The organism is Mesorhizobium sp. CNPSo 4684 (assembly GCF_057784315.1).
Genome location: NZ_JBWLUX010000046.1, coordinates 18,888 through 41,416 on the forward strand (window position 1 = coordinate 18,888; position 22,529 = coordinate 41,416).

The following is a 22,529-nucleotide window of genomic DNA, read 5'->3' on the forward strand; positions in this document are numbered from 1 at the left end:
ATGCGCTACGAATTGATGCTGCCGCACCAGATCCGCAAGGCGATTGCCGAGAACTGGCCGGTCGTGCTGCCACTCGGCGTGCTCGAATATCACGGCGAGCACATGGCCGTCGGCATGGACACGCTGGCCGTCATCAAGACGCTGGAGCTCTACGAAAAGGAAGCCGACATCGTCATCCTGCCGTCCTTCTACTACGGCGCGGCGAGCTATGCGGTGGCGGCGCCCGAAGGCAGCGGTTCGGTGCAGGTTGGCGGCAATCAGCTGGCGCTGTTCGGCGAGGAACTGTTCTACAGCCTGCTACGCATCGGCTTTCGCAACATCCACGCGATCATCCACCATCAGACCGAGAATTTCGCGGCGGGGATGCCGACCGATCTCGCCTTCAAGACTGCCGGCCGCCAGGCGATCTTCCGCTTCCTCGAGAAGCAGCGCGGCGAGGGCTGGTGGGGCTCGAACGAGATGGCCGACTATTATGCCGGGCACGCCGCCGGCGAAAATTTCTTCAACTGGGTGCAGGTGCATCCGCTGATGTCGGCCGCCATGAACGGCAAGTACCCGTTCGACCATGCCGGCATCGGCGAGACCTCCCTGATGCTGGCGCTGTGCCCGGAAGCAGTCGATGCCGGACATTTCGCGGACAACACGAGCTGGTACACGGCAAGTGCGCCGGAGGCGTCCGCCGAACTCGGGCAAAAGGGTGTCGCCATGATCCTCGATCACCTGCGTGCGACGCTTTTGCGCTAGCCAGTGCCCTTCGAACGGCAGGAAGCCCCTCCGTCTATATATTAGCAAGTTCGAATAAGGTACAATGGTTCCAACTAAGCTTGGAAGCCGCTCGGTGCACGCGGTAGGAAAACGACGCATGACAAGCTTGGCAGGCGTGATCGCCACGGCTGCAGCACTTCAAAACGTTTCTGCGTTTGCGCACAGTACCGACAGCGGCTGGACTTATCCGCCAGCCTGCTGTCATGGCGATCTAGTGGCAGGCGAATGCGGTAGAATTCCCAGCATCACCGTTACACCACAGGCCGATGGCTACGTGATCATCTTGCGGCCGGGAGACCATCGGAAGGTCACTCACCAAAACCGCTATTTTGTCCCCTACGACAGTGTCATTCCGTCAGGAGACGACAACTTCCACATCTGCCTGCATCCGACAGAGGAGCACGAAAATTGCTTCTTTGCGCCGTCAGAGGCGATGTAGGTGAAAACTCGCGGCATGCTTGCCCCACCGCGCTCGGCCCCTACACCCGGCTATCAACAGCCGATCAGGGCGCCGACCGGCATCGCCCCACCTACTTCACCGCCCCTGCCGTCATGCCCATGATCAGGTAGCGCTCCAGCGCGATGCCAATGACCGCCAGCGGCGCGATCGCGGCGGTGGCGAGCGCGGCCATCGACCACCAGTTGATGCCTTGTGAGCCGGTCTGGCTGGCCACCATGACCGGGATGGTCTTGGCATCGGTCGAGGTCAGCAGGGCAGCGAAAAAGTACTCGTTCCAGCACAGCACCATCGCCAGGATAAAGGCGGCGACCATGCCGGGGAGCGCAATCGGCATGACTATGCGGAAAAAGGCGCCCCAGATCGACAGTCCATCGACCAAGGCGGCTTCCTCGAGCTCGACGGGGATCGAGTTGAACTGGTCGCGCATGATCCAGATGACGATCGGCAGCACCATCAGCGTGTAGAGCAGGATCAGCCCGATGCGCGTGTCGAGCAGGCCGACTTCGCGGTAGAGCACCAGGAAGGGCAGGGCCAGCACCACCGGCGGCAGTATCAGCTGCGACAGGAAGAAGAACGAGATGTCCTCGTTCTTGAACCAGGCGAACTGGTAGCGATAGCGGGTCAGCCCGTAGGCGGCGAGGCTGCCGATGACGATCGCAAGGCTCGATGCACCGACCGAGGTGATGACCGAATTCATGAAGCGCTTGAGGAACTCGTCGCGCACCGTCGAGGTCCGGAAGATCGAGTCCGGCGACAGGCCGAGCGAGCGCCAGCCCTTCCAGTCCGGCTGGAAGTCCACGAAGGGAATGAGGTGCCCCTGGGTGACGTCGACCGCGGTCTTGAACGAAGTGGTGATCGTCCAGTAGATCGGGAACAGGCAGATGAAAGCCCAGAACGCCAGCGCGCCATAAATGAACACGCGATTGGCCAAAAAGCCCACCGGCGAGCGGATTTCCGAAGCGACATAGTCGGTGGTCTGGACGCTCATGATCCCCTGTCAGTTCACGTTGCGCACGAAGCGGTTGGCGAATTTCAACAGCCAGGTCACGAACACCACGATGATGACGAGATAGGCCATCGCCAGCATGGTGCCGTAGCCGACATTCGAACGGTCGCGGTACTCGCGGTAGATGAAGCTCGACACCGAATCCGTGGCGCCGCCGGGGCCGCCGGAGGTCACGGTGATGATGATGTCAGCCAACTTCAGCTTGAAGATGATGCGCAGGATCACCGCCGTCACCGACACCGGCAGCATCAGCGGGAAGGTGACCTGCCAGAAGGTCTGCCATGTCGTGGCTCCGTCGACGCGCGCCGCCTCCAGAACGTCGCGCGACATCGCTTGGAGGCCGGCGAGCAGCATGATCATCATGAACGGGATGAAGGTCCAGGCGTCGAGCACCATGATCGAGATGCGGGCGGTGATCGGGTTGGAGAAGAAGGCGGGGTTTTCCCAGCCGAGATGACGTGCCAGCGTCGCCGCCGGTCCGAAACGGTACTCCATCAGCGATTTGCCGATCATCCACGACACCGCCACCGGCGACAGCATCAATGGCATCAGGAAGACGACGCGGAAGAATTTGCGTGCCCGGATCTGCGCGTTGAGCAGCAGCGCCAGGCCAAAGGCGATGGCATACTCGACCAGCACGGCGAGCACGTAGAGCACCATGTTGAACAGCGCGTTGCGGTAGTACGGGTCGGCCAACATCTGCCAGAAATTGTCGAGCCCATTGAACTTCCGGCCGGTGATCGAACTGAGGTTCCAGTCGGTCAACGCTATGTAGAAGCCGAACAGCGTCGGAAAGATCACCATGGCGATGGTGAACAGCAGCGCCGGCAGCAGGAACAGCGCGCGCTGGCCGTCTTCGCCGCGCGTCAGCACCTGGCCGATGCCGAGTGCCACGCCCCACAACACATAGGCATAGACGACGGGACGCCAGGTTTCGAAACCGAGCGTGGTGACTTCCGTCTTGTAAAGAATCTGCAGCGCGATCACGGCCAGCAGGCCGAGTGTCGCGGCGGCCATCAAGGTAAAGCCGAGCCGCTTGCGGCCAGGCGCGATCAGATCGGATGGAACGCCGTTTGCCGGCCAAGCATTGGTGGGCAAGGTCTGTTCAGCCACGCGTCCCGTCCGTTTACAAAAAAATCCCCGACCGGCCTTAGGCCGGTCAGGGTTCACTATAGTATCACGCTACACGCCAAGCGAGCCCTTGTAGAGCTTGATCTGGTTTTCGCGGCCGAGCTGATCGGTCAGCTTCTCCCAGGCGGCGGCAATGGCGTCAGCGCCTTCCTGCGCCTTCATCTTGCCGGCGAAGGTGTTGGCCAAAATATCCTCGGCAGCGCTGTAATACTGGAAGATGCCGGGGATGCGCGGCTCGATCGCCGCGTTCGGATGGTTGTAGCTGTCAGCCTCCGACTTGAGATACGAGGTGATGAACGCCTCGTCATAACCAGCCGCCACCCATTCCGGAATGTTGAAATGGCTGTTGCGGTAAGGCTGGAAGCCCGACGGATATGCCGCGCACCAGAGCGACAGGTCCTTGCCGCCGAGATGGGCTGCCGCCGACCAGGCGGCCTTCTTCTTCTTTTCGTCGCTATCGACGCGGGCCATGACATAGACGCCCCAGCCGAGATAGGCGCAATTCGGCGAAAAGTTCGGACCGCTCGCAAGCGTGTCCCACTTGCCTGTCTTGGAATTGTAGACATCGTCCGAGCCCGGCAGGATCGAGAAGCCGGTGACGTCACCGACGACCGAGGAGTCGTTGGTCTTGACGTTGGAGCCGATGTCGCCCCACCACGAGATCATCGAACCGGTGCCGGCCAGGAACTGCTGGAAGCCGGTGGTGTTCGGGTCGGCGTTGATCTGGTCCGGCGGCTCCGACGGCAGCGCATCGATCACGTCCTGGATGGCGCGCACCCAGGCCGGATTGTTGATGCGCGGCTTCATCGTGTCGGCGTCGAACAGCCAGGCCTTGTCGTCCGGATGCTTGGCATAGGCGGTGGCCCGGCTGCCGAGGAAATAGAAGCCGAAACCGCCCCAGCCCTTGGGCGCGTCAAGGTAACCGTAGACGTCCTGGCCGTTCAATTTCTTGCCCTTGAGGAACTTGGTTACGGCTTGCACCTGCTGCCAGGTGGTCGGCACGCCCCAGGGCGTTGTATTGCCGGCGGCCTTCCACTCATCGGCGAGACCCTTGTCGGCGAAGACATCGGTGCGATAGTTGAAATTGTGCGCGTCGCCGTCGACGGTCACGCGGTACTGCTTGCCATCCCAGGTGCCGACAGGCGGCTTCAGATAGGCCACCAGGTCGTCCATATCGATTTGCTTCTTGACCCAGTCCGGCATCTCTGAGGCCAGCCCCTTGCCGCAAACGTCGCCTTCGAACGGCGCACCCATTTCGATGACGTCGAAGTCGACGGTACCGGTGGCGATCGACTGTTGCAGACGGGCGCTATAATCGGCCTGTGCCAGATCGATCCAGGTGAACTTGGCCCCGGTATAGTCTTCCCACGCCTTCAGGAAGCCGCGATACAGCACATTGTGCAGGTTCTGGTTGTTGAGACCCATGAAGGTGAGTTCGACACCGGCAAACTCGCCTTGCTTGACACTGGCCTTGGTGGCGCCAAGACACATCTCGCCGACCTTCTGGAAGTCGGCGTCGGTCGGTTGACCCTTGCCGACGCCGGGGACCTGCAGCAACTGCGCGCGCAGATCATCGGCGGCGAAAGCCGGACGCGTCAATGCGCCGAGACCCGCGCCGGACGCAGCAGAGAGCGCGGCCATGCTGGCCGCTCCCTTAAGGACATCACGCCGGGTCGCACCCGCGCGGACGAGTTTTTCGTACAGACCGACTCTCATCTATTCCTCCCAGAACACAGTCGTGAATTGAAATACCAATCCTCAGACGCCGAAACGTCGACGGTTCTCCTTTATCACACGGGGACGTGGGACCCCACCCTGCGTCGCCTGAAGCTCCGATTTTCGGGAAAAAATCCGACTGTCGGATTGGCACTCGCCACTATTCGCGTAATCGATTACCTTGTCAACACGAATGACTTTTTATCTATAAGATACTGACTTGCCCTTGCCGTTGGCAATGGCTAGCTTCACCGCGAGAAAAGGGGGGACGATGGCTCAAGTCGCGATCAGCAATGTGGCCAAGGCGTTCGGAACCGTCAAGGTCCTGCACGACGTCAGCGTCGAAATCGCCGATGGCCAGTTCGTGGTGCTGGTCGGCCCGTCGGGCTGCGGCAAGTCCACGCTGCTCAGAATGGTGGCCGGGCTGGAAACCGTCTCCGGCGGCACGATCGCCATCGGCGAGCGCATCGTCAACAATTTGCCGCCGGCCAAACGCGACATCGCCATGGTATTCCAGAACTATGCGCTCTATCCGCACAAGACGGTGGAGCAGAACATGGCGTTTGCGCTGAAGCTGCGCGGCACCGATCCGGCCGTGGTCGCCGAGCGGGTCAAGCGCGCCGCCGACATTCTCGACCTCAACCCCTACCTGAAGCGCTATCCGCGCCAGCTCTCCGGCGGCCAGCGCCAGCGCGTTGCCATGGGCCGCGCCATCGTGCGCAACCCGCAAGTGTTCCTGTTCGACGAGCCGCTCTCCAATCTCGACGCCAAATTGCGCGTGCAGATGCGCACCGAGATCAAGGAACTGCACCAGCGGCTGAAGACCACGACCATCTACGTCACCCACGACCAGATCGAGGCCATGACCATGGCCGACAAGATCGTCGTGATGCGCGATGGCCGCATCGAGCAGGTCGGCGCACCGCTGGAATTGTTCGACCGGCCGGCCAATCTGTTTGTCGCCGGCTTCATCGGCTCGCCGTCGATGAACCTGCTCAAGGGCGTGGTGAGGAAGGGCGAAAAGGTCGAGATAGCGGGCACGCTGTTCCCGATCGCTGCCGGCAGCGCCGCCAAGGAGGGCCAGGCCGTGGTCTATGGCGTGCGGCCCGAACATCTCGAAATCCACGCCGACGGCGTGCCGGCGAAGATCTCGGTGGTGGAGCCGACCGGCTCCGAAACGCTGGTCTTCGTTCGCTTCGGCGATGGCGAGATGGTGGCGCTGTTTCGCGAGCGCCACGACTTCAAGCCCGGCGACATGCTCAATCTCAAGCCACGCCTCGACCAGGTCCATCTCTTCGACGCTGAGACCGGCAACCGGCTCTGATTTCCAATCGACTTTTGACCAAACCTGTTTGAAGAGGACTGCCATGCTCAAAGGGATCAACCCATTGCTGAACGCCGATGTGCTCCAGGCGCTGAGGGCAATGGGGCACGGCGACGATCTGATCATCGCCGACACCAACTTCCCCGCCGATTCGGTGGCGCGCCAGACCGTGCTCGGCAAGCTGCTGCACATCGATGCGCCGGCGGCCGATGTGGTCAAGGCGGTGCTGTCGCTCTATCCGCTGGACACGTTCGTCGACGACGCGGCCGCCCGCATGGAGATCGTCGGCAACCCCAACGAGATCCCTCCGGTGCAAAAAGAGGTGCAAAAAGAGATCGACAAGGCCGAGGGCAAAGCCTGGCCGATGATTTCGGTCGAGCGCTACGCCTTCTATGAACGCGCCAAGAAGGCTTATTGCGTCATCCAGACCGGCGAGCGCCGCTTCTATGGCTGCTTTGCCTTCCGCAAGGGCGTCGTGCCGCCGGATGCGGAATAGCACAATGGCGTCCGGCCAATCTGTTGTCACAAAGCCTGTCGTCATACTGGGCGTCTTCGTCGCCGATACCGCCTACCGCGCCGACCGCCAGCCGCGCATGGGCGAGACCATCCTTGGCAATTCCTTCAAGCTGGGGCCCGGCGGCAAGGGCTCGAACCAGGCGGTGGCAGCCGGCAAGCTCGGCGCCGACATCACCTTCCTGACGCGGCTCGGCGTCGATGCTTTCGCCGACATGGCCAAGGCGACCTGGAAAGATGCCGGCGTGAAATCCGCCGTCATCGATACGCCGCAGAGCTATACGGGTGCCGCCTATATCTTCATCGAGGAGACCACCGGCAACAACGCCATCATCGTCAGTCCCGGTGCGGCGATGCTGATCTCGCCTGAAGACATCGAGGCCAATGCCGGCCTAATTGGCGGGGCCGGTGTCTTCGTCACCCAGCTCGAACAGCCGATCGACGCTGCACTGCGCGCCCTCGAGATCGCGCGCGGGGCAGGGGTGACCACCATCCTGAACCCGGCGCCGGCGGCCAAGCTGCCGGACCGCATCTATACGCTTTGCGACTACGTCACGCCCAACGAGACCGAGGCCGAGGAACTGACCGGCATCAAGGTTTCTTCCATCGACGACGCGCGCCGCGCCGCTGACAGCCTGCTCAAAAAGGGCGTCGGCTCGGTCATCATCACGCTCGGCGAAAAAGGCGCGCTGCTGCACACCGCGCATCGTTCCGACCAAGTCCCCGTGGTCAGCGCCGGCCCTGTGGTCGAAACCACGGGTGCGGGCGATGCCTTCAATGGCGGACTGGCCGCAGCGCTCGCCAAAGGCGTGGAACCGCTGCAAGCGGTCCGCTTCGCCTGCGCCGTCGCCGGCATTTCTGTGACGCGTCCGGGCACGGCGCCATCCATGCCGACGCTGCAGGAGGTCGAGGCGCTGCTGGCCAGGGTTTGATCTCGACCACGTCCCATATAGGGCCTTACCAGTCTGGATCGTCGTCGAGCCAACATGCATCGAGACAACCGAATTGGCGCGGCATGCCAAGCCGCCCTGGGCGCTGATCGTTCTCAGTGCGTCTTCGGAGATTTGCTTGTTGGTGTCCTTGGACCAGCATCTGCTTTCCGACGCCACCAGCGTCGCTGCCAACAAGCCTGCCAAAAACGGCGCCACCTTGGTCCTTCCCGACCAGGGTGTCATATTAGCAACAGGTAATGTTAATCGGCAATCCGGTCTTGCGCCATTGGCATAGATGTCCGGTAATGGGTCACCGTGTCTGGCACCGCAATTGCACTGTCAGCAACGCCGGGGGCATCCATCGCTCCTGGCAAGCCGGGGGGCGATTGGGGCCCGCTGCTTCTCAAAATGAAGCGGCGGGCTCTTAGGTGCCGATTTAAAAAGCCGCCTGAATCGCCGAAACCCTGAATCGCCGAAACATTGGGTGCTGGGCCATTATGTATTTTCCGCAATTTCTGGTGGGCATGTTCGCAACGTCGTTCGTCGTTGCGATCTGGGCGGACATGGCAACTGGCTCCGTCTGGAAGGCGCTCGGCTGGGCTGTTCTTGCAATGGTCATTCTTCAGCTCGGATACATCGGTCTCGTCGTCCGCCTGGTCTACAGGCGGGAATCGGAAGTCGTCGAGGGAAATGGTGCGAGCGGGGCTCGAGCCCGCGACCTCCGGCGTGACAGGCCGGCACTCTGAGCTGCACCAGGCGCTGCCATTGATCGCTGCAAGGCGATCGATCTGAATGAATGCATCCAAGAAGACATTTTTGACATCAACGTCGACATTTCTCCTGCACCAAGGATCGTGACCCTTGAAGAGAAATGGCGCGAGTGACGGGGCTCGAACCCGCGACCTCCGGCGTGACAGGCCGGCACTCTAACCAACTGAGCTACACCCGCGCATGGACGAGCACGTGTCAGCCGTGTTCGTCGTTGGGGCGGTGGATAAGGGGTTCGCCACCGGGTGTCAAGCGCACCTCGACAGCATAACAGCAAACAGGAGAAGGTTTTTTGACAGGCGGCACTTTGTCCGGGAAAACCACTATGCGGCTAAGCTCACGCCTGCTCATTTGGCCTTGCGAAGCCGGTTGCGACCGCTTAAAGGTCCGGCCCGGAGCGGGCGATTAGCTCAGTTGGTAGAGCGCTTCGTTTACACCGAAGATGTCGGCGGTTCGAGCCCGTCATCGCCCACCATATCCCGCACGCCGGCCCATGCCTCGACGTCCGTTGCCTTCATGTTCGCAACTCAGCTGCGTATGACCGATAGCGAGGACGCGGCCACATTCGGCCGCGCCCGCCTTTCTGCCGGTGTGCTACCTACTGCCTGATGTAGCAGGTCTTCTTCGCCCGCGGAGCGGGATCCTCGTCAAAGGCGTCGTTGCTGCAGCGCACGCCGTTCCTGAACACGCCTTGCGTGAACTGACCGCGCGCTCCGTATCTCACCAGTTTGCGGCCACGGAAATCGCAGTACTGATTCTCCCTGGCGCAGGCCACCCACCTGCCGCGGCCCTGGCCGTAGTCGTCGTCACCGTAATTGTCGTCGTCATTGTCGCCATAATCGTTACCGCCGCCGCGCCTCACGATATAGCAGGCCTTGTCGCGGCCGGGCGCGGGATCCCCAAAGACGCGGTTTGAACAGGGCACGGCAGGGCGGTCGAAAAAGCGGGAGGTGGTCTGGCCGCGCGCGCCATAGACCACTTCGGCTGGATAGGGCAGGCGGCAGATGCCACCCTCGTCAGCGCATCGCTGCATGCGCTGGGCCGATGCGGTGGCCGGGAAAAGAATAGAGGCGGCCGAGACAAGGCCAACCAGGCAAATGAATGTGAACGCCATCCGGATCAGGGCGTTGGAGGTTTTTGACACGATCTGTCTCCCTTTTTGATTCACGCGCCATCTTACAGCAGCCTTGCCAAACGCAAGATGAACGAAAGCCATTGCCAACAGCCGGCATGAGCTGATTTCCCGTTTTCTGGCCAGGGAGCTGCCGCCATCATTCCGGATTTGATAAGGGTCCTGGTCAGCAATCGATTGGCTCTCCGGAGAGGCAGGACAATGATCGACGGTCCCAAGCGCCTGCTGCTTCAGCTGATGATCGTGTTGGCAATTTGTGGCACCGGGCGCCTCGCCTATGCGACAGAGGCCGGCGGCGACGGTGTGGACCAGCCGGCCGCCAAAGCGGCCTTGCTCAAGGCCTATCCCGGACTCTTCACCATCTCGGGTAATGTTTTGACCTGGACCGACGGCACCACGATGGTGTGGGACGACGGCAAGGCGCGCGACGCTGAGGCGCTGCTGGAGAGCCCCGACATCGAAGACATGTTTCGCTACGTCTATCCCACGGCAGCGGCGGGCGCGCTGGTCCCGGCGGAGGATTTCGATCCCGGCCGTATCCGCAACGAAGCTTTCTTCGAGAAGCTTTACGGGGCAAGCGCCGCGGAAGTGGGCAAGCACATCGCCAACGTCAAATGGCTGCCGAAACTTGCCAAGAAAACCGTGCAGGTCACCAAAATTTTCGGCATCAACGACCGGTTGGGCAAGGTCTCGGATGCTCTGGAGGCGATGCCCGCGGAGCTCAGCCGTTACGGGCTCAAGCCCGGCGGCGGCTTTGTCTGGCGGCCCATCGCCGGCACAAACCGCCTGAGCGTCCACTCTTTCGGCGCAGCCTTCGATATCAATGTCGGTTTCTCCGACTATTGGTACAACAACAGAAACAAAGCCGACCCCAAGGCCCACATTCCGTTCAGGAACCGGATTCCGCTGCAAATCGTGGAACTGTTTGAGAAAAACGGCTTCATCTGGGGTGGGCGCTGGTATCACTATGACACCATGCATTTCGAATATCGGCCCGAATTGCTGCTTTACAAGAAATCGGGCTGACTACGGCGGCAGCAGCCGGAAGGCGCATGCGCCAGCCGAAGGTGCCGACATCCGCCTAGACCGCGCTTACGAACATCAATAACGAGGTCCCAGGTTCGTGGCGACTTACCGGCCGTTGGCGGTCGCGGCACTACAAACCCGGCGAAGATCGGCACGGATGTTTTCGGAGTTCAGCAACTCGGCGGCTTCCGGAAAGCCCTCGGCCAGCAACGCGGCAACAATCTCGGCCGGCGACTGGTGGAAACCATCTTGTGCCAAAGCATGCGCCCGCTGGTAGATATGGCTGGCTCTGATGTTGTCTGCCATTCACAAATACCTCCCTTGATCGGCACGTCATGAACAACTTTCGAGAAGTATTCGGGTTCCATGCAACTTAGAAGGGAAGTTGGATCGCCGACGCAGGGAACGCTGTATCTTTCGCTAAAGTGACCTCTCGTCGTCAGGAGGCGCATTCCGGTCCGTTGCCCATCGATGCAAGGATCACGGCGGCAGCAGCCTAAAATCCTTGCCCTCGGGCAGCAACTGGCCGCCGTCGACGACGATGGTCGTTCCGGTGATGTAGCTGGCATCGTCGGAGGCGAGGAACAGGAAGGCGTTAGCGACGTCGCGCGGGCTGCCGAGGCGGCCGAGCGGGATCGAGTCTTCCATGTTCTTGATGTAGGCGGCGCCGCGATGCAGCTCGATCGCCTCGGTCAGGATGTTACCGGGCTCGACGCCGTTGACCGTGATGCCGTAGCCGGAAAATTCCAGCGCCGCCGAGCGGATCAAGCCGTTGATGCCGGCCTTGCTGGCGGCGTAATGGCCGTGGCCGGGGCTGGTGACATGCGGGCCGGTGATCGACGAGGTGTAGAGCATGCGTCCATAGCCTTGCGCTTTCATCGGCGCCAGCGCCGCCAGCGTGGCGTTGAAGGTGCCGCGCAGATTGACCGCCATCACCCGGTCCCAATCGTCCGGGCTGGTGTTTTCGATGAGCTGCCAGGGATAGATGCCGGCATTCTGCACGACGATGTCGAGGCGATCGTGATGGCTCAGCGCCAGCGCTACCGCGGCTTCAGCATCGGCCATCAGCGAGATGTCGGTGCGAATGAAGGCAGCGCCGAGCTCGTCGGCGGTCGCCTGGCCTGCCTCGGCCTCGCTGTCGGCCAGGATCAGCCTTGCGCCTTCCTCTGCAAAGCGCTGCGCAATGCCCTTGCCGATGCCGCGCGCGCTGCCGATGATCAGCGCGACCTTGTCTTGCAGCCGTCCGCTCATGCGAGCCGTCCTTTCATGCGAGTCTTTGGCGAATGGTTTGCTTGAAGGCGTCGAGCAGCACGGCGGCGAGCACCAGCAGGCCGTGGATCACCTGGGTGTAATTGGCTGGCAGGCCCATCAGGTTGATCGCCGTGTTGATGGAGGAGAGCAGCAGCACGCCGGCATAGACACCGGGCAAGGTGCCGACGCCGCCTTTCAGGCTGACGCCGCCGATGACGACGGCGGCAAAGGCATTGAACAACAGGCCGACGCCGAGATTGGCGGTCGCGCCGGATGTGCGGATTGCGAGCAGCCAGCCGGCGAGGCCGGCAATGGCGCCGGCAAGCACGAAGGCGATGACCAAATTGCGGTTGACGCGGATTCCGGCACGGAAGGTTGCGGTCTCATTGCCGCCAATCATGATCAGGTGGCGGCCGAACGGCGTCTTGGCCATGATCAGTGAGAAGAGAACGAAACAGGCGACGGCGATCCAGGCCGTCAGCGGCAGGCCAGCGAGGCGCTGGATGGCGAACCAGCGTATGGCCGGCGCCAGATCCTGTGCCGAGCGGCCGCCGGAGATGACCAGCACAAGGCCGCGCACCCAGATGTAGGATGCTAGCGTGATGATGAAGGCGCTCATCTTCACCTTGACCACGAGATAGCCGTTGAAGGCGCCGATGATGCCGCCGACGGCCATCGCGATCAGCAGCGAAACCGGAACCATCAGCCATTGCGGGTTGAGCTGTATGCCCATGCCGATGCCCGACGAGCAAAACAGGATGCCGACCGTCATGGCGCTGAGTGCCGCCACCGATTCGACCGACAGGTCCATGTGGCCGGCAATGATGACCAGCGACAGGCCGATCGACATCACGCCGAGCACGCTCGAGGCCTCGATGATGTTGGCAAATATGCCAAGCTGGAAATAGTTCGGGACGAAGATGGAAAAGACGATCAACACAAAGACCAGCATGAACCAGACGAGGTTGTCGAGGACGAACTCCAGGGCTTTGCGGGTGCGCGGGTTCATGGGCTGATCCGGTTGGCGCCCCCGCGAAATCAAATTGATTTTGTCGGGCCAAGGCGCGGCTTCAAATTCGCCACAGCGTCCTTGTCAGACGCGGCGTTGTGAAAGGGCAGGCTCCGGGCGGCCTGGGCGGCCCGGAGCGCTTGGCAAGCGGCTATTCGACCGGCTTGATGGTTTCCGTCGGCGGCTTCTGGTTGCCCCAGAAGGCCGGATTGTCGACGTTTTCCTTGGTGATGGCGGCACCCGGGATCTTGATGTTCGGGCCCCAGGCTTCCGTGGTCACGGTCGACTTCAAGCCGAGCACGTCATACTCGCCGGGCTTGATTTCCTGCTTGCCGGCGATCTTGCCCATGAACATGGCGACGGCAGCAGCCTGCGCGTAGAGCGGCTGCTCGACTTCGACATTGAGCCAGCCCTTGCGGATCAGGTCGAGACCGACCGGAGCGCCGTTCGAGCTCATCAGCATGACATCGCCCGGCTTCTTGCCGGCGGCCTCGAGCGAGGCGACGGCAGCGACCGAGAGATGCGCGGCATGGCTGAAGATCAGGTCGATGTCGGGGTTGGCCAGCATCTGGTCGGCAACGATGGTGCCGGCGTTGCTGGCTTCCCACTGCATGGCGGGCAGCGAGATGATCTTGACGTCCGGGAACGCCTTCATCTTCTCCTCAAAGCCTTTCTGGATGTCGAGCGTGTAGGGGTCACCGGGATCGCCGAGCACCTGCAACACCTTGCCCTTCACCGAACCGTTCTTGGCTTTCAGAAGCTTTTCAGCCTGCTCGGCTGCGACGTAGCCGATCTCCACGGTGCCAGCCACCGAGGTGAAGTCGGACGGGGTCGAGGTGATCTGGCGGTCGAACTCGACCACCGGGATGCCGGCGGCACGGGCTGCTTCGATGGACGGCTTCAGCGCGTTGAAATCGACGGCGGCCAGGATGATCGCCGCCGGCTTCAGCGCAATGACGTCGTTCATCTGGGATTGCTGCGCGTCGGTCTTGTTGTCGGCGTTGAGTGTTTTCACCTCATAGCCGACCTGCTTGAGGAACAGCTCCAGCGCGCTCACCGAGCCGGTCTGGAATTCATCGAGCAGGGTCGGAACCATATAGTAGACGGTGCCCTTGGTCTGGGACATTGCCGGCGTGAGCGAGGCAAGAGCCAGTGCCAGGATACCGAAGACAAGAACCAATATTCGCTTCATGTCGTTCGCTCCTCTTTTATACCGGACCCCTCTTTTGTCCCTCAACCTGCCGGTCCGGCACCGGCAAGCGTCTCACCGGTGATCATGTTGATCACCGCATCGGGACTTGTTTTGTTGCGTGCGACATCGCCGGCCACGACGCCTTGCCGGATCACCACGATCCGGTCGGCGACCTGGAAGGCCTGCTGCATGATATGGGTGATGATGACGACGCCGATGCCCTGGTTGGCCACCTGGCGGATCATCTCGAGGCCGCGCCTGGTCTGTTCTACGCCGAGGGCCGCGAACGGCTCGTCGAGCAGCACGAGCTTGCCGCCCCAATGCACGAAGCGGTTGAGCTCGATCGCCTGGCGCTGGCCACCCGAGAGGTGCTCGACATTGGTGCGCAGCGACGGAATGCGCGTGCCCGCACTGGCCAGCGCCTTGCCGACGACGGCTTCCATGGCGCGCTCGTCGAGGATCGGAATGCCGAGCACCTTGCGCGTGATCTCGCGGCCCATGAAGAAATTGGCGACGACATCGACATTGGTGCAGAGCGAAAGGTCCTGGTAGACGGTCTCGATGCCGGCAGCCTTGGCCTCGGCCGGCGTTTTCGCCAGAAATTCCTTGCCCTCGAACAGCATGCGGCCGGAGCTCGGCTCGAGGCCGCCGGCGATGATCTTGACCAGCGTCGACTTGCCGGCACCATTGTCGCCGAGCAGTGCCACGACCTCGCCCTTGCCGATCGAGAAGCTGATGCCTCTCAGCGCCTGGATGGCGCCGTAATTCTTGGTGACGTTTTCGAGTACCAGCAGCGGTTCGGTCATGCCGCCACTCCCTTGCTGTGCATGAGGTCGGACCGGCGCTCGCGCTCGGCGATGAACATCTGGCCAAACCGCGGCGACAACACACCGGAGACCGCCAATGCGGCAGCGCCCCGCAGCACCGAATGCTGGCCACCGGTCGCCACCGTCACGCGCGGGGTCTTGCGGTCGCGCCGCGCCGAGACCGAGTTGGGAAGCTGTCCTGCCGCGCCGACCAGCTTTTCGAGCAGGTCGGTGGGCGCAAGCCCGCCGAGGATGACGGTTTCGGGATCGAACACATTCTCGATGGTGACGATCGTGTTGCGGAAGATCGGCGCAACTTCGGCCACCCATGCGGCATCGCTGATGTTGCGGCGGCGACGTGCTTCGAGCGAGAGATACCGTTCGAGGCAGCCATGGTTGCCGCAGGGGCAGAGTTCGCCGCCGGGAACGGCGGGGATGTGTCCGATTTCGCCCGCATTGCCCCAGGCGCCGCGCATCACCGCGCCGTCATGGACGATGACGCCGCCAAGGCCGACGCCGAAATAGAGGTAGTAATATTCGGAATAGCCGGCGCCGAGGCCGTAGAGGCGCTCGCCCATGGCAGCTGCCGCCATGTCGGTCTCGAAGAAGGCCGGCAGCCCGGTCGATGCCGCCAGCCGCTCCGGCAGCGCGACATCCTTCCAGCCGGCCATGGTCGTGGGGCCGACGAAGCTCATCGATTCCACACCGAAAGGCCCGGGCAGCGCCATGCCGATGCCAAGCACGCGGCCGCCAGGCCGCAACGCGGTCAGTTCGGGCACCATGGCGCCGATCAGGTCGAAGGCATGGTCGGGCGTTGCATGCGGCGCCTCGCGATGCGTGCTTTCGATGACATCGCCGCTGAGATTGATCAGCGCAGCGTCGATGCCGAGCGGGGTGAGGTGGATGCCGACGGCATAGCCGCCCTCGGGGTTGATACGGAGCGTAGCCGGCGGCAGTCCGCGCCCGCGCGGCTCTTCGCGCAGCGACAGCACATAGCCGTGCTCTTCGAGCTCGCGAACGATGGTCGATACGGTCTGGACGGTGAGGCCGACGCGGCTGGCAATGTCGCCGCGGGCAATGGGGCCGTGCAGACGGATGGACTCCAGCACGATGCGCCGGTTGTAGGGCCGTCCGAACTCCTGGTTGGTTCCCCGCAGTGCCATTTCCCTCTCCCTGGGAGAGAGGAGACTTGCACAGGCAATTTATTCAGTCAAATGGAATTCAAAAATAATTTGTGACGGTTCCGGACGCGATGCAGGACCTGTCCCATGCGCTGCGCTGGCCGATTGCAGCCGGGTTAAACCCCCGCAATGGTGAATGACGTCAGGCGGGCGGGGCTTCGCCCGGCCGATGATCCAGCAGGGAAAACCGATGATCGAATTGCCTTTTGCGCGCGACGAGTACCAGCAGCGTCTCAAAAAAATCCGCGCCGAGATGGCCAAGCGCAGGATCGAACTGCTTTTCGTCAACGACGTCGCCAACCAGCATTACATCACCGCCTATGACGGCTGGTCGTTCTACACGCCGCAAGTGGTTCTGGTTCCGATCGATGAGGAGGCCGAGCCGGTCTGGATCGGCCGCGCCATGGATGCGGCCGGCGGCCTGCTGACGGTCTGGATGAAGCCTGAGAATGTGATTGGCTTTCCCGAAGACCATGTCCAGCGAGCCGATCGTCATCCGATGGACTGGATCGCTGCTTGGATTGTCGCCAAGGGCTGGGGTGGCAGACACATCGGCATCGAGCTCGAAGCTTACTATTTCTCGCCGAAGGCCCATACCCGGCTCGTCGCCGGATTGCCAAACGCGAAATGGCAGGACGCCGATCTCCTGGTGAACTGGATCCGTGCGGTCAAATCGGCGCCCGAGATCGCTTATCTGCGCAAGGCGTCGACGCTGGCCGAAGCAGCGGTCGCACGAGCCTTCGAAGTGATCGTGCCAGGCGTGCGCGAATGCGATGCGATCGCCGCCATCCAGGCAGCGCAGATTGCCGGCAGTCCTGATTTTGCCGGCGACATCACGGCACTGCCGCCGACGATCCTCGGCGGCGAAAATGCTTCGGCGCCGCACATCATGTGGAGCGACAGGCGGTTCGGGAAGAACGAGACGATCGCGCTGGAACTCGCCGGCGTCTGCCGCCGTTACGCCGCCGGGCTCGCCAGGACGATGCAGCTCGGCAAGACGCCGACGCGTGTCGCCGACACCGCAAAGGCGGTGATCGAAGGCATGGATGCGGTGCTCGATACGGTCAGGCCAGGAACATCGGCCGAAGCGGTCGAAGCCGCCTGGCGCAAGGTCATCCAGCGCTACGGGCTGAAGAAGGAATCGCGCATCGGCTATTCCATCGGCGTCGCCTATCCGCCGGACTGGGGCGAGCACACGATCAGCCTTCGGCCCGGCGACAAGACGGTGCTGCTATCAGGCAATGTCGTGCATTCCATTCTCGGCATGTGGATGGATGGCTGGGGCATCGAGGTCAGCGAAACCATTCTGGTGACCGAGACCGGCAATGAGACGCTGACGAAATTTCCGCGAGACATCCATGTCAAATCCTGACCGGCCGGCAGTACTTGGCGGCGCCGCGATCCCGCCTGACGGCGATCAGTATCTGATCGCCCGGCGCTCGATCAGCACCACGAGGCAGAACAGCACGATCGACAGGCCCGATGACAGCACGATCGCCGCATAGAGGCGGTCCGACTGGTAGTTGAAGGACGCCTGGATGATCAGTGCGCCGAGCCCTTTGTCGGAGCCGATCCATTCGCCGACAATGGCGCCGATCACGGCGGTCGCCGAGGCTATCCTGAGCGATGAGAATAGCATCGGCAGCGCGCGCGGCAGGCGCAGGCTCCAGAAGACTTCCCAGCGCGTTGCCGACAGCACGCGGAACAGCTCGTGCTCGTTGCTGCTTGCCGAATCCAGGCCGCGGATCATGTTGACCAGCGTCGGGAAGAAGCAGATCACCGCCGCAATGACGATCTTCGGCGTCATGCCCAGCCCGAAGATCAGCATGATGATCGGCGACAGCGCCAGGATCGGAATGGTGTTGAAGAACAGCACGATCGGGAAATAGGCCGCCTGCAGCACGCGGTTGTGTACGAACAGCACCGCCAGCAGCACACCGGCGAGATTGCCGATGGCAAAGCCGGCCAGCGCCTCGATCAGCGTCGGCCAGAGATTGCCGAGCAGCAGGGAAAAGCTCTTCTGGAAGACGCCGAGTATGGCTGTCGGCGTCGGTACGATATAGGCCGGAACGCCGAGCCAGGGCAGCAGGAACTGCCAGGTGATCAGAATGGAGGCGGCCCCCAGGACGGGCAGCGCAATCGCCAGCGCGGGTGGCAAAGGCTCCTGTCTCATGAGGCCAGTTCCAGGGCTTTGCGCAGGTCCGCCATGGCGGCAACGATTGCCGGATCCTCGCGCGAGCAGCGGTTGCCGTCTTGCTTGAACGGCCGCATGTCGAGATCCTTGACCAGACGTCCGGGATTGGCGGCCAGCACGATCACCCGCTCGCCGAGATAGGCGGCCTCGGCAATCGAATGGGTGACGAACAGGATGGTCGTGCCGCTGCGCCGCCACAGCGCCAGCAGCTCGTCATTGAGGCGGTCGCGGGTGATTTCGTCGAGCGCGCCGAACGGCTCATCCATCAACAGCAGTTTCGGCTGTCCGAGCAGGGCGCGGGCGATCGCGACACGCTGCCGCTGGCCGCCGGAAAGCTGGTGCGGCAGGCGCTCGCCAAAACCGCCAAGCCCCATCAGCTCCAGCAACTCCTCTGAGCGGTCTTCGATCTGGCGGGTCAGGCTGCCTTGCCCGACGCCCAGCGGCAAACGCACATTGTCGCGCACGCTGCGCCAGGGCAGCAGTGTCGAATCCTGGAAGACGAAGCCGACATCCCGGCGCGAGCGGACCGCATGCGGCGTGTCGCCAAGCACGCTGATCGTGCCGCCAAGTGGGTCGAGCAAATCGGCAACGACCCTGAGCAAGGTCGACTTGCCGCAGCCCGATGGTCCGAGGATCGACAGGAATGAGCCGGCCGCAACCGTGAGGTCGAGGCCGGAGAGCACTTTGACGGCCGAATGCCGGCCGCCATAGCCGACATCCAGCTTCTCTGCCTCGATCGCGTTTGCCATCAGGCGGCGGGCGCGTCGAGCTTGGGCCGCTCTGCGACCGACATTTCGAGGATTTTTGTGGTGTAGACATCGGCTGCGGCGGGGCGTCCGTTGGGGTACTGGCCGACCTTGTCCAGCAGCGCCAGCTGCTCCTCGATTGAGGCGGGGTCGAACGTTCCCCAGCCATCCTTGGCCGTCGCGCCATCGAAGGACAGTTTCAGCACCAGATTGACGGTCTTTTCTTCCCAGCCGAGATCCATTTCCGGATAGGCGGCGACCATTTTCTTCACCGCTTCCTGCGGATTGGCATGCACCCAGCCCCAGCCCTTGCCGACGGCGCCGATGAACTTGGCCAGCGTCTCGGGATCCTTTTCGATCGCCGCGTCGGTGGCGAAATAGACGTCGGCGTAGGAACTCAAGCCAAGATCGCGAACCAGAAGGTCGATGCGGTCGTCGCCGACGACGCTCAGCGCCTGCGTGTTGGTGATCCAGCCGCCGATGGCGTCGACATCGCCGCGCACCAGCGGCGCCTTGTCGAAGCCGACATTGACGACCGTGACGTCAGCGGGGTCGATGCCGTTCTTGGCCAGGATCTCGTCGATGACGAAACGCGCCGTCGGCTGGATGCCGATTTTCTTGCCCTTGAGGTCGGCGACGCCACGGATCGGCTTGGCCGGCTTCGAAGTGAAGGCATAGGGGCCGGTGCGGAAGCCGCAGGCGATGATCTTGACCGGCACACCGCTGGCGCGCGCGGCAAAGAGTTGCGGCGTTTCGGAGAACTGGCCGAGCTGGGCCGAACCCGAGACGACCGGCGGCACGGTCGCGGAGTTCGGTCCGCCGGGGCTGAACTCAACATCGAGGCCAGCGTCTTTGAAATAGCCGTTGGCGACGGCGGCGATGTCGCCGATCTGTCCGTTCGACACCAGCCAGTCATACTGGATGACGACCTTGCCGGCCGCCTTGGCGCCCGGCGTCAGCACCAGCTGCATCCCGGCCGATGCGGCTGCCACGGCGGCGATGCCGGATGTCACGAAGCTGCGGCGGTTCATGTTGTATCGCTTGTTCCCACTCATTTTTCGCTCCTGTTGCAAGCGTTGCTCTGTTCATTGCGCACCGCTCCCACGGCGCGCTGTCGTCTACGGCTGTTCGTCGTGGTAGTCGCCGGGGCCGCCGTCGAGCCAGGCGTATAGTTCCCAGAGTGTGTCGTCCGGGTCGGTGAAATAGGCGCAGCGCGCGTTCCAGACATAGTTTTCCGGCGGGCCGTGGAACGGCACGCCCCTAGCGTTGAGCTCGCCGTGCAAACGGTCGATATCGGCTGGCGTATCGAGCCTGACCGCCACGCAAACCTTGTGCGCATGACGCGGCGATCTGAGCTTCGACACGCCGGTATGCTGGCTGATGTGGTCGATCTCCCACGCCGCGAGCGTGACGCCCTCGCCATGAAAATCGGCAAAGCCTTCGGCGCGGCGGCGCAGCCGGAAGCCGAGTTTGTCGACATAGAAATCCACGGTCCGGCCGATGTCCTCGACCAGCAGGCAGACATCCGAAATCGCGTAAGCGCCTCCGAGCGGCATGGCTAAATCCCTTTGCTGGCGGGCAGGCGCCGTGCGGCCGGCAACTTGACGCCGACGCGCTGAGCCGCGCCGATGATGTGGGTGCGCATGGCCGCTTCCGCCTGTGCGGGATCGCCGGCAACCAGCGCCTCGTAGATGCGCACATGCTCGCCGACATTGATCTCGACCAGATCGTGCAGCGGGTTGGTCTGCCGCGCGTAGTAGATCGAGCGGCGGATCTGTTCGCAGACGAAGGAAATGAAGGTGTGGATGTAGTTGTTTCCGGTGGCGCGCGCGATCTCACGGTGGAACAGAAGATCGGCGTCGATGCTGCCTTCTTCCCAGCGTTCCTCGCCGCTCATGCGGTCGAGCGCCGCCTTGATGGCGTCGAGATGCTCCTGGCCACGCCGTTCGGCGGCAAGCGCAGCGGATTCGGCTTCGAGGATGCAGCGCAGCTCGAACAGCCGCTCCATGTTCTGGCCTTCTTTGAGCGCCTCGCCGTCGATGCGGATCGACGCCCGCTGCTCCGGCGCCAACACGAAGGCGCCGATGCCTTGCCGCGCCTCGATCATGCCGTCGGCCCTGAGCTGCGCGATCGCTTCGCGCACGACATTGCGGCTGACGCCGAATTTCTCCGAAAGCTCCTGTTCCGTCGGCAGCCGTGTGCCCGGACTGAGGTCACCCGATTCGATCTCGCGGCCGAGGAAGGTCGCGACGCGGTGCGGCAGCGTCTCGACGGTGCCGATGGCAGCCAGTCTTTGCTTCATGGAGCGGTCTCCGTTGCCGGCAGAAGGCAGCCGGGGTTCATCAGCCCTTGCGGGTCGAGTGCATTCTTCAGCGTGCCGATAAGCCGGCGATGAGCAGGCGCCAGGCCGGCCATGAAGGTGCGGTGGCGGGTGCGGCCGATGCCATGCTCGGCGCTGATCGAGCCGCCGAGCGAATTGACGATCCGGTAGAGTCCGGCGGTGATGTCAGTGCCTCGGGCGCGGGCCTCGCGCTCGTCGAGGCCTTCCGGCGGCAACACGTTGAAATGGATGTTGCCGTCGCCGGCATGGCCATAGGCCAGCGGCACCCAGCCGCGATGGTCCTCAGCAACGAAGCGGCGGGCCTGGTCGATGAGGGCAGGGATGTCCGAGATCCGCACCGAAAGATCGGTGCGCACATGATAGCCACGCTTGGCCTGCCCCTCGACCAGCCCTTCGCGGATTGCCCAGAAGGATTTTGCCTGGGCGCTGCTTTCGGCAAGCACGGCATCGATGACCTGGCCACTATCCATGGCTTCAGTCAGGAAATCGACCAGCAGCGTGCGCAGGTCGATCGCCGCACTGGCCGACAGTTCGATCAATACATGGACGGGCGCTTCGACCGGCGACACCATGTTGACGTCGATCAGGCGCGCCAGCGCGATGCATTCCGAACCGATGATCTCGAACGCCGACATCAGATCGGCCGAGGCGCGGCGGGCCTGCCGAAACAGCGCGATTGCCGCTTCGAACGAGGCAAGGCCGAGATAGGCGGTCTCGGTCCGGACCGGTTTTGGAAACAGTTTCAGTTCGACGCCGGTGATGATGCCGAGCGTCCCTTCCGAACCGATGAACAGCTGCTTCAGATCATAGCCGGTGTTGTTCTTGCGCAGACCGGAAGAGCCGTTCCACAACTCGCCGTCCGGCAGCACCACTTCAAGGCCGAGGATGAGATCGCGCGCCATGCCGTAGCGCAGCACGTTGATGCCGCCGGCGTTGCTGGCCGCATTGCCGCCGATCTGGCAACCGCCCTGGGCGCCAAGCGCCAGCGGAAACAGGCAGTCCTGTTCGTCGGCATCATCCCACAAGGCGGCAATAC

General features: G+C 62.8%; 24 protein-coding genes and 2 tRNA genes. 9 read left to right on the plus strand and 17 right to left on the minus strand.

Annotated elements, in window-relative coordinates:
• Both AC04SG_RS29715 and AC04SG_RS29720 read left to right on the plus strand, forming a co-directional pair.
• The gene (locus AC04SG_RS29715) at positions 1–744 is read left to right on the plus strand and encodes a creatininase family protein (protein WP_488553942.1); all 744 of its coding nucleotides are present in this window, start codon (positions 1–3) and stop codon (positions 742–744) included.
• A 118-nt stretch (positions 745–862) separates the two neighbouring features.
• On the plus strand, positions 863–1,204 hold the full coding sequence (locus AC04SG_RS29720; protein ID WP_192253428.1) for a hypothetical protein: 342 nt from the start codon (positions 863–865) through the stop codon (positions 1,202–1,204).
• A gap of 91 nt (positions 1,205–1,295) precedes the next feature.
• On the opposite strand, the gene AC04SG_RS29725 is transcribed toward AC04SG_RS29720, so the two are convergent.
• From AC04SG_RS29725 to AC04SG_RS29735, 3 genes are all read right to left on the minus strand, one after another.
• Positions 1,296–2,213, minus strand: a complete 918-nt coding sequence (locus AC04SG_RS29725) for a carbohydrate ABC transporter permease (RefSeq protein ID WP_352559816.1) — start codon at positions 2,211–2,213, stop codon at positions 1,296–1,298.
• A 9-nt stretch (positions 2,214–2,222) separates the two neighbouring features.
• A complete protein-coding gene (locus tag AC04SG_RS29730; protein WP_488553943.1) occupies positions 2,223–3,344 on the minus strand; it encodes a carbohydrate ABC transporter permease in 1,122 nt (373 codons plus the stop codon).
• 69 nt (positions 3,345–3,413) lie between these two features.
• Positions 3,414–5,078, minus strand: coding sequence for an ABC transporter substrate-binding protein (locus tag AC04SG_RS29735; RefSeq protein WP_488553944.1), 1,665 nt, complete (start codon positions 5,076–5,078; stop codon positions 3,414–3,416).
• A 271-nt stretch (positions 5,079–5,349) separates the two neighbouring features.
• Between AC04SG_RS29735 and AC04SG_RS29740 the strand changes: the two genes are divergently transcribed.
• From AC04SG_RS29740 to AC04SG_RS29755, 4 genes are all read left to right on the plus strand, one after another.
• Entirely contained in the window at positions 5,350–6,402 is a 1,053-nt protein-coding gene (locus AC04SG_RS29740) for an ABC transporter ATP-binding protein (RefSeq protein ID WP_488553945.1), read from the plus strand.
• A gap of 43 nt (positions 6,403–6,445) precedes the next feature.
• Complete coding sequence (locus tag AC04SG_RS29745; protein ID WP_112561382.1) at positions 6,446–6,898, plus strand: RbsD/FucU family protein; 453 nt, start codon at positions 6,446–6,448, stop codon at positions 6,896–6,898.
• A 4-nt stretch (positions 6,899–6,902) separates the two neighbouring features.
• A complete protein-coding gene (gene rbsK / locus AC04SG_RS29750) occupies positions 6,903–7,847 on the plus strand; it encodes a ribokinase (protein WP_488553946.1) in 945 nt (314 codons plus the stop codon).
• A gap of 497 nt (positions 7,848–8,344) precedes the next feature.
• Complete coding sequence (locus tag AC04SG_RS29755; RefSeq protein WP_488553947.1) at positions 8,345–8,593, plus strand: exopolysaccharide production repressor protein; 249 nt, start codon at positions 8,345–8,347, stop codon at positions 8,591–8,593.
• A 126-nt stretch (positions 8,594–8,719) separates the two neighbouring features.
• On the opposite strand, the gene AC04SG_RS29760 is transcribed toward AC04SG_RS29755, so the two are convergent.
• Positions 8,720–8,796, minus strand: a tRNA-Asp gene (locus AC04SG_RS29760).
• A 218-nt stretch (positions 8,797–9,014) separates the two neighbouring features.
• On the opposite strand from AC04SG_RS29760, the gene AC04SG_RS29765 reads away from it, so the two are divergent.
• Positions 9,015–9,090 (plus strand) — tRNA-Val (locus tag AC04SG_RS29765).
• Positions 9,091–9,213: 123 nt separating this feature from the next.
• On the opposite strand, the gene AC04SG_RS29770 is transcribed toward AC04SG_RS29765, so the two are convergent.
• On the minus strand, positions 9,214–9,831 hold the full coding sequence (locus AC04SG_RS29770; RefSeq protein ID WP_488553948.1) for a hypothetical protein: 618 nt from the start codon (positions 9,829–9,831) through the stop codon (positions 9,214–9,216).
• A gap of 117 nt (positions 9,832–9,948) precedes the next feature.
• Between AC04SG_RS29770 and AC04SG_RS29775 the strand changes: the two genes are divergently transcribed.
• Complete coding sequence (locus AC04SG_RS29775) at positions 9,949–10,773, plus strand: M15 family metallopeptidase (RefSeq protein ID WP_488553949.1); 825 nt, start codon at positions 9,949–9,951, stop codon at positions 10,771–10,773.
• A gap of 105 nt (positions 10,774–10,878) precedes the next feature.
• On the opposite strand, the gene AC04SG_RS29780 is transcribed toward AC04SG_RS29775, so the two are convergent.
• The 6 genes from AC04SG_RS29780 to AC04SG_RS29805 form a co-directional block, all read right to left on the minus strand.
• A complete protein-coding gene (locus AC04SG_RS29780) occupies positions 10,879–11,079 on the minus strand; it encodes a hypothetical protein (RefSeq protein ID WP_488553950.1) in 201 nt (66 codons plus the stop codon).
• Positions 11,080–11,253: 174 nt separating this feature from the next.
• Positions 11,254–12,024 carry an SDR family NAD(P)-dependent oxidoreductase gene (locus AC04SG_RS29785; protein ID WP_488553951.1) on the minus strand — a complete coding sequence of 257 codons (771 nt, stop codon included), beginning with the start codon at positions 12,022–12,024 and terminating at the stop codon, positions 11,254–11,256.
• A gap of 13 nt (positions 12,025–12,037) precedes the next feature.
• Entirely contained in the window at positions 12,038–13,033 is a 996-nt protein-coding gene (locus AC04SG_RS29790) for an ABC transporter permease (protein WP_488553952.1), read from the minus strand.
• Between the two features lie 151 nt (positions 13,034–13,184).
• The gene (locus tag AC04SG_RS29795; protein ID WP_488553953.1) at positions 13,185–14,225 is read right to left on the minus strand and encodes a sugar ABC transporter substrate-binding protein; all 1,041 of its coding nucleotides are present in this window, start codon (positions 14,223–14,225) and stop codon (positions 13,185–13,187) included.
• Between the two features lie 41 nt (positions 14,226–14,266).
• Complete coding sequence (locus AC04SG_RS29800) at positions 14,267–15,031, minus strand: ATP-binding cassette domain-containing protein (RefSeq protein ID WP_112561392.1); 765 nt, start codon at positions 15,029–15,031, stop codon at positions 14,267–14,269.
• The gene (locus tag AC04SG_RS29805) at positions 15,028–16,194 is read right to left on the minus strand and encodes an ROK family transcriptional regulator (RefSeq protein ID WP_488553954.1); all 1,167 of its coding nucleotides are present in this window, start codon (positions 16,192–16,194) and stop codon (positions 15,028–15,030) included. Before AC04SG_RS29805 ends, AC04SG_RS29800 begins: the two co-directional genes overlap by 4 nt.
• 208 nt (positions 16,195–16,402) lie before the next feature.
• Here AC04SG_RS29805 and AC04SG_RS29810 point away from each other — a divergent pair, with 208 nt between their 5' ends.
• Positions 16,403–17,584, plus strand: coding sequence for a M24 family metallopeptidase (locus AC04SG_RS29810; protein WP_488553955.1), 1,182 nt, complete (start codon positions 16,403–16,405; stop codon positions 17,582–17,584).
• A gap of 45 nt (positions 17,585–17,629) precedes the next feature.
• On the opposite strand, the gene AC04SG_RS29815 is transcribed toward AC04SG_RS29810, so the two are convergent.
• The 6 genes from AC04SG_RS29815 to AC04SG_RS29840 form a co-directional block, all read right to left on the minus strand.
• The gene (locus AC04SG_RS29815; RefSeq protein ID WP_488553956.1) at positions 17,630–18,385 is read right to left on the minus strand and encodes an ABC transporter permease; all 756 of its coding nucleotides are present in this window, start codon (positions 18,383–18,385) and stop codon (positions 17,630–17,632) included.
• Positions 18,382–19,155 (minus strand): ABC transporter ATP-binding protein, encoded by a 774-nt coding sequence (locus AC04SG_RS29820; protein ID WP_352591755.1) that lies wholly within the window; start codon positions 19,153–19,155, stop codon positions 18,382–18,384. The genes AC04SG_RS29815 and AC04SG_RS29820 overlap by 4 nt, the downstream gene beginning before the upstream one ends.
• The gene (locus AC04SG_RS29825) at positions 19,155–20,183 is read right to left on the minus strand and encodes an ABC transporter substrate-binding protein (protein WP_488553961.1); all 1,029 of its coding nucleotides are present in this window, start codon (positions 20,181–20,183) and stop codon (positions 19,155–19,157) included. The genes AC04SG_RS29820 and AC04SG_RS29825 overlap by 1 nt, the downstream gene beginning before the upstream one ends.
• 87 nt (positions 20,184–20,270) lie before the next feature.
• Positions 20,271–20,708 (minus strand): VOC family protein, encoded by a 438-nt coding sequence (locus tag AC04SG_RS29830; protein WP_488553957.1) that lies wholly within the window; start codon positions 20,706–20,708, stop codon positions 20,271–20,273.
• Between the two features lie 2 nt (positions 20,709–20,710).
• A complete protein-coding gene (locus AC04SG_RS29835; protein WP_488553958.1) occupies positions 20,711–21,454 on the minus strand; it encodes a FadR/GntR family transcriptional regulator in 744 nt (247 codons plus the stop codon).
• A partial coding sequence (locus AC04SG_RS29840) for an FAD-binding oxidoreductase (RefSeq protein WP_488553959.1) occupies positions 21,451–22,529 on the minus strand: 1,079 nt, incomplete at its 5' end. The genes AC04SG_RS29835 and AC04SG_RS29840, both read right to left, overlap by 4 nt.

Bases quoted from the DNA above. Each gene is read 5' to 3' on its own strand.
- AC04SG_RS29715 (WP_488553942.1), top strand. From the start codon at position 1: ATGCGCTACGAATTGATGCTGCCGCACCAGATCCGCAAGGCGATTGCC.
- AC04SG_RS29720 (WP_192253428.1), top strand. From the start codon at position 863: ATGACAAGCTTGGCAGGCGTGATCGCCACGGCTGCAGCACTTCAAAAC.
- AC04SG_RS29725 (WP_352559816.1), bottom strand. From the start codon at position 2,213: ATGAGCGTCCAGACCACCGACTATGTCGCTTCGGAAATCCGCTCGCCG.
- AC04SG_RS29735 (WP_488553944.1), bottom strand. From the start codon at position 5,078: ATGAGAGTCGGTCTGTACGAAAAACTCGTCCGCGCGGGTGCGACCCGG.
- AC04SG_RS29740 (WP_488553945.1), top strand. From the start codon at position 5,350: ATGGCTCAAGTCGCGATCAGCAATGTGGCCAAGGCGTTCGGAACCGTC.
- AC04SG_RS29745 (WP_112561382.1), top strand. From the start codon at position 6,446: ATGCTCAAAGGGATCAACCCATTGCTGAACGCCGATGTGCTCCAGGCG.
- rbsK (WP_488553946.1), top strand. From the start codon at position 6,903: ATGGCGTCCGGCCAATCTGTTGTCACAAAGCCTGTCGTCATACTGGGC.
- AC04SG_RS29755 (WP_488553947.1), top strand. From the start codon at position 8,345: ATGTATTTTCCGCAATTTCTGGTGGGCATGTTCGCAACGTCGTTCGTC.
- AC04SG_RS29770 (WP_488553948.1), bottom strand. From the start codon at position 9,831: ATGGCTTTCGTTCATCTTGCGTTTGGCAAGGCTGCTGTAAGATGGCGC.
- AC04SG_RS29775 (WP_488553949.1), top strand. From the start codon at position 9,949: ATGATCGACGGTCCCAAGCGCCTGCTGCTTCAGCTGATGATCGTGTTG.
- AC04SG_RS29780 (WP_488553950.1), bottom strand. From the start codon at position 11,079: ATGGCAGACAACATCAGAGCCAGCCATATCTACCAGCGGGCGCATGCT.
- AC04SG_RS29785 (WP_488553951.1), bottom strand. From the start codon at position 12,024: ATGAGCGGACGGCTGCAAGACAAGGTCGCGCTGATCATCGGCAGCGCG.
- AC04SG_RS29790 (WP_488553952.1), bottom strand. From the start codon at position 13,033: ATGAACCCGCGCACCCGCAAAGCCCTGGAGTTCGTCCTCGACAACCTC.
- AC04SG_RS29795 (WP_488553953.1), bottom strand. From the start codon at position 14,225: ATGAAGCGAATATTGGTTCTTGTCTTCGGTATCCTGGCACTGGCTCTT.
- AC04SG_RS29800 (WP_112561392.1), bottom strand. From the start codon at position 15,031: ATGACCGAACCGCTGCTGGTACTCGAAAACGTCACCAAGAATTACGGC.
- AC04SG_RS29805 (WP_488553954.1), bottom strand. From the start codon at position 16,194: ATGGCACTGCGGGGAACCAACCAGGAGTTCGGACGGCCCTACAACCGG.
- AC04SG_RS29810 (WP_488553955.1), top strand. From the start codon at position 16,403: ATGATCGAATTGCCTTTTGCGCGCGACGAGTACCAGCAGCGTCTCAAA.
- AC04SG_RS29815 (WP_488553956.1), bottom strand. From the start codon at position 18,385: ATGAGACAGGAGCCTTTGCCACCCGCGCTGGCGATTGCGCTGCCCGTC.
- AC04SG_RS29820 (WP_352591755.1), bottom strand. From the start codon at position 19,155: ATGGCAAACGCGATCGAGGCAGAGAAGCTGGATGTCGGCTATGGCGGC.
- AC04SG_RS29825 (WP_488553961.1), bottom strand. From the start codon at position 20,183: ATGAACCGCCGCAGCTTCGTGACATCCGGCATCGCCGCCGTGGCAGCC.
- AC04SG_RS29830 (WP_488553957.1), bottom strand. From the start codon at position 20,708: ATGCCGCTCGGAGGCGCTTACGCGATTTCGGATGTCTGCCTGCTGGTC.
- AC04SG_RS29835 (WP_488553958.1), bottom strand. From the start codon at position 21,454: ATGAAGCAAAGACTGGCTGCCATCGGCACCGTCGAGACGCTGCCGCAC.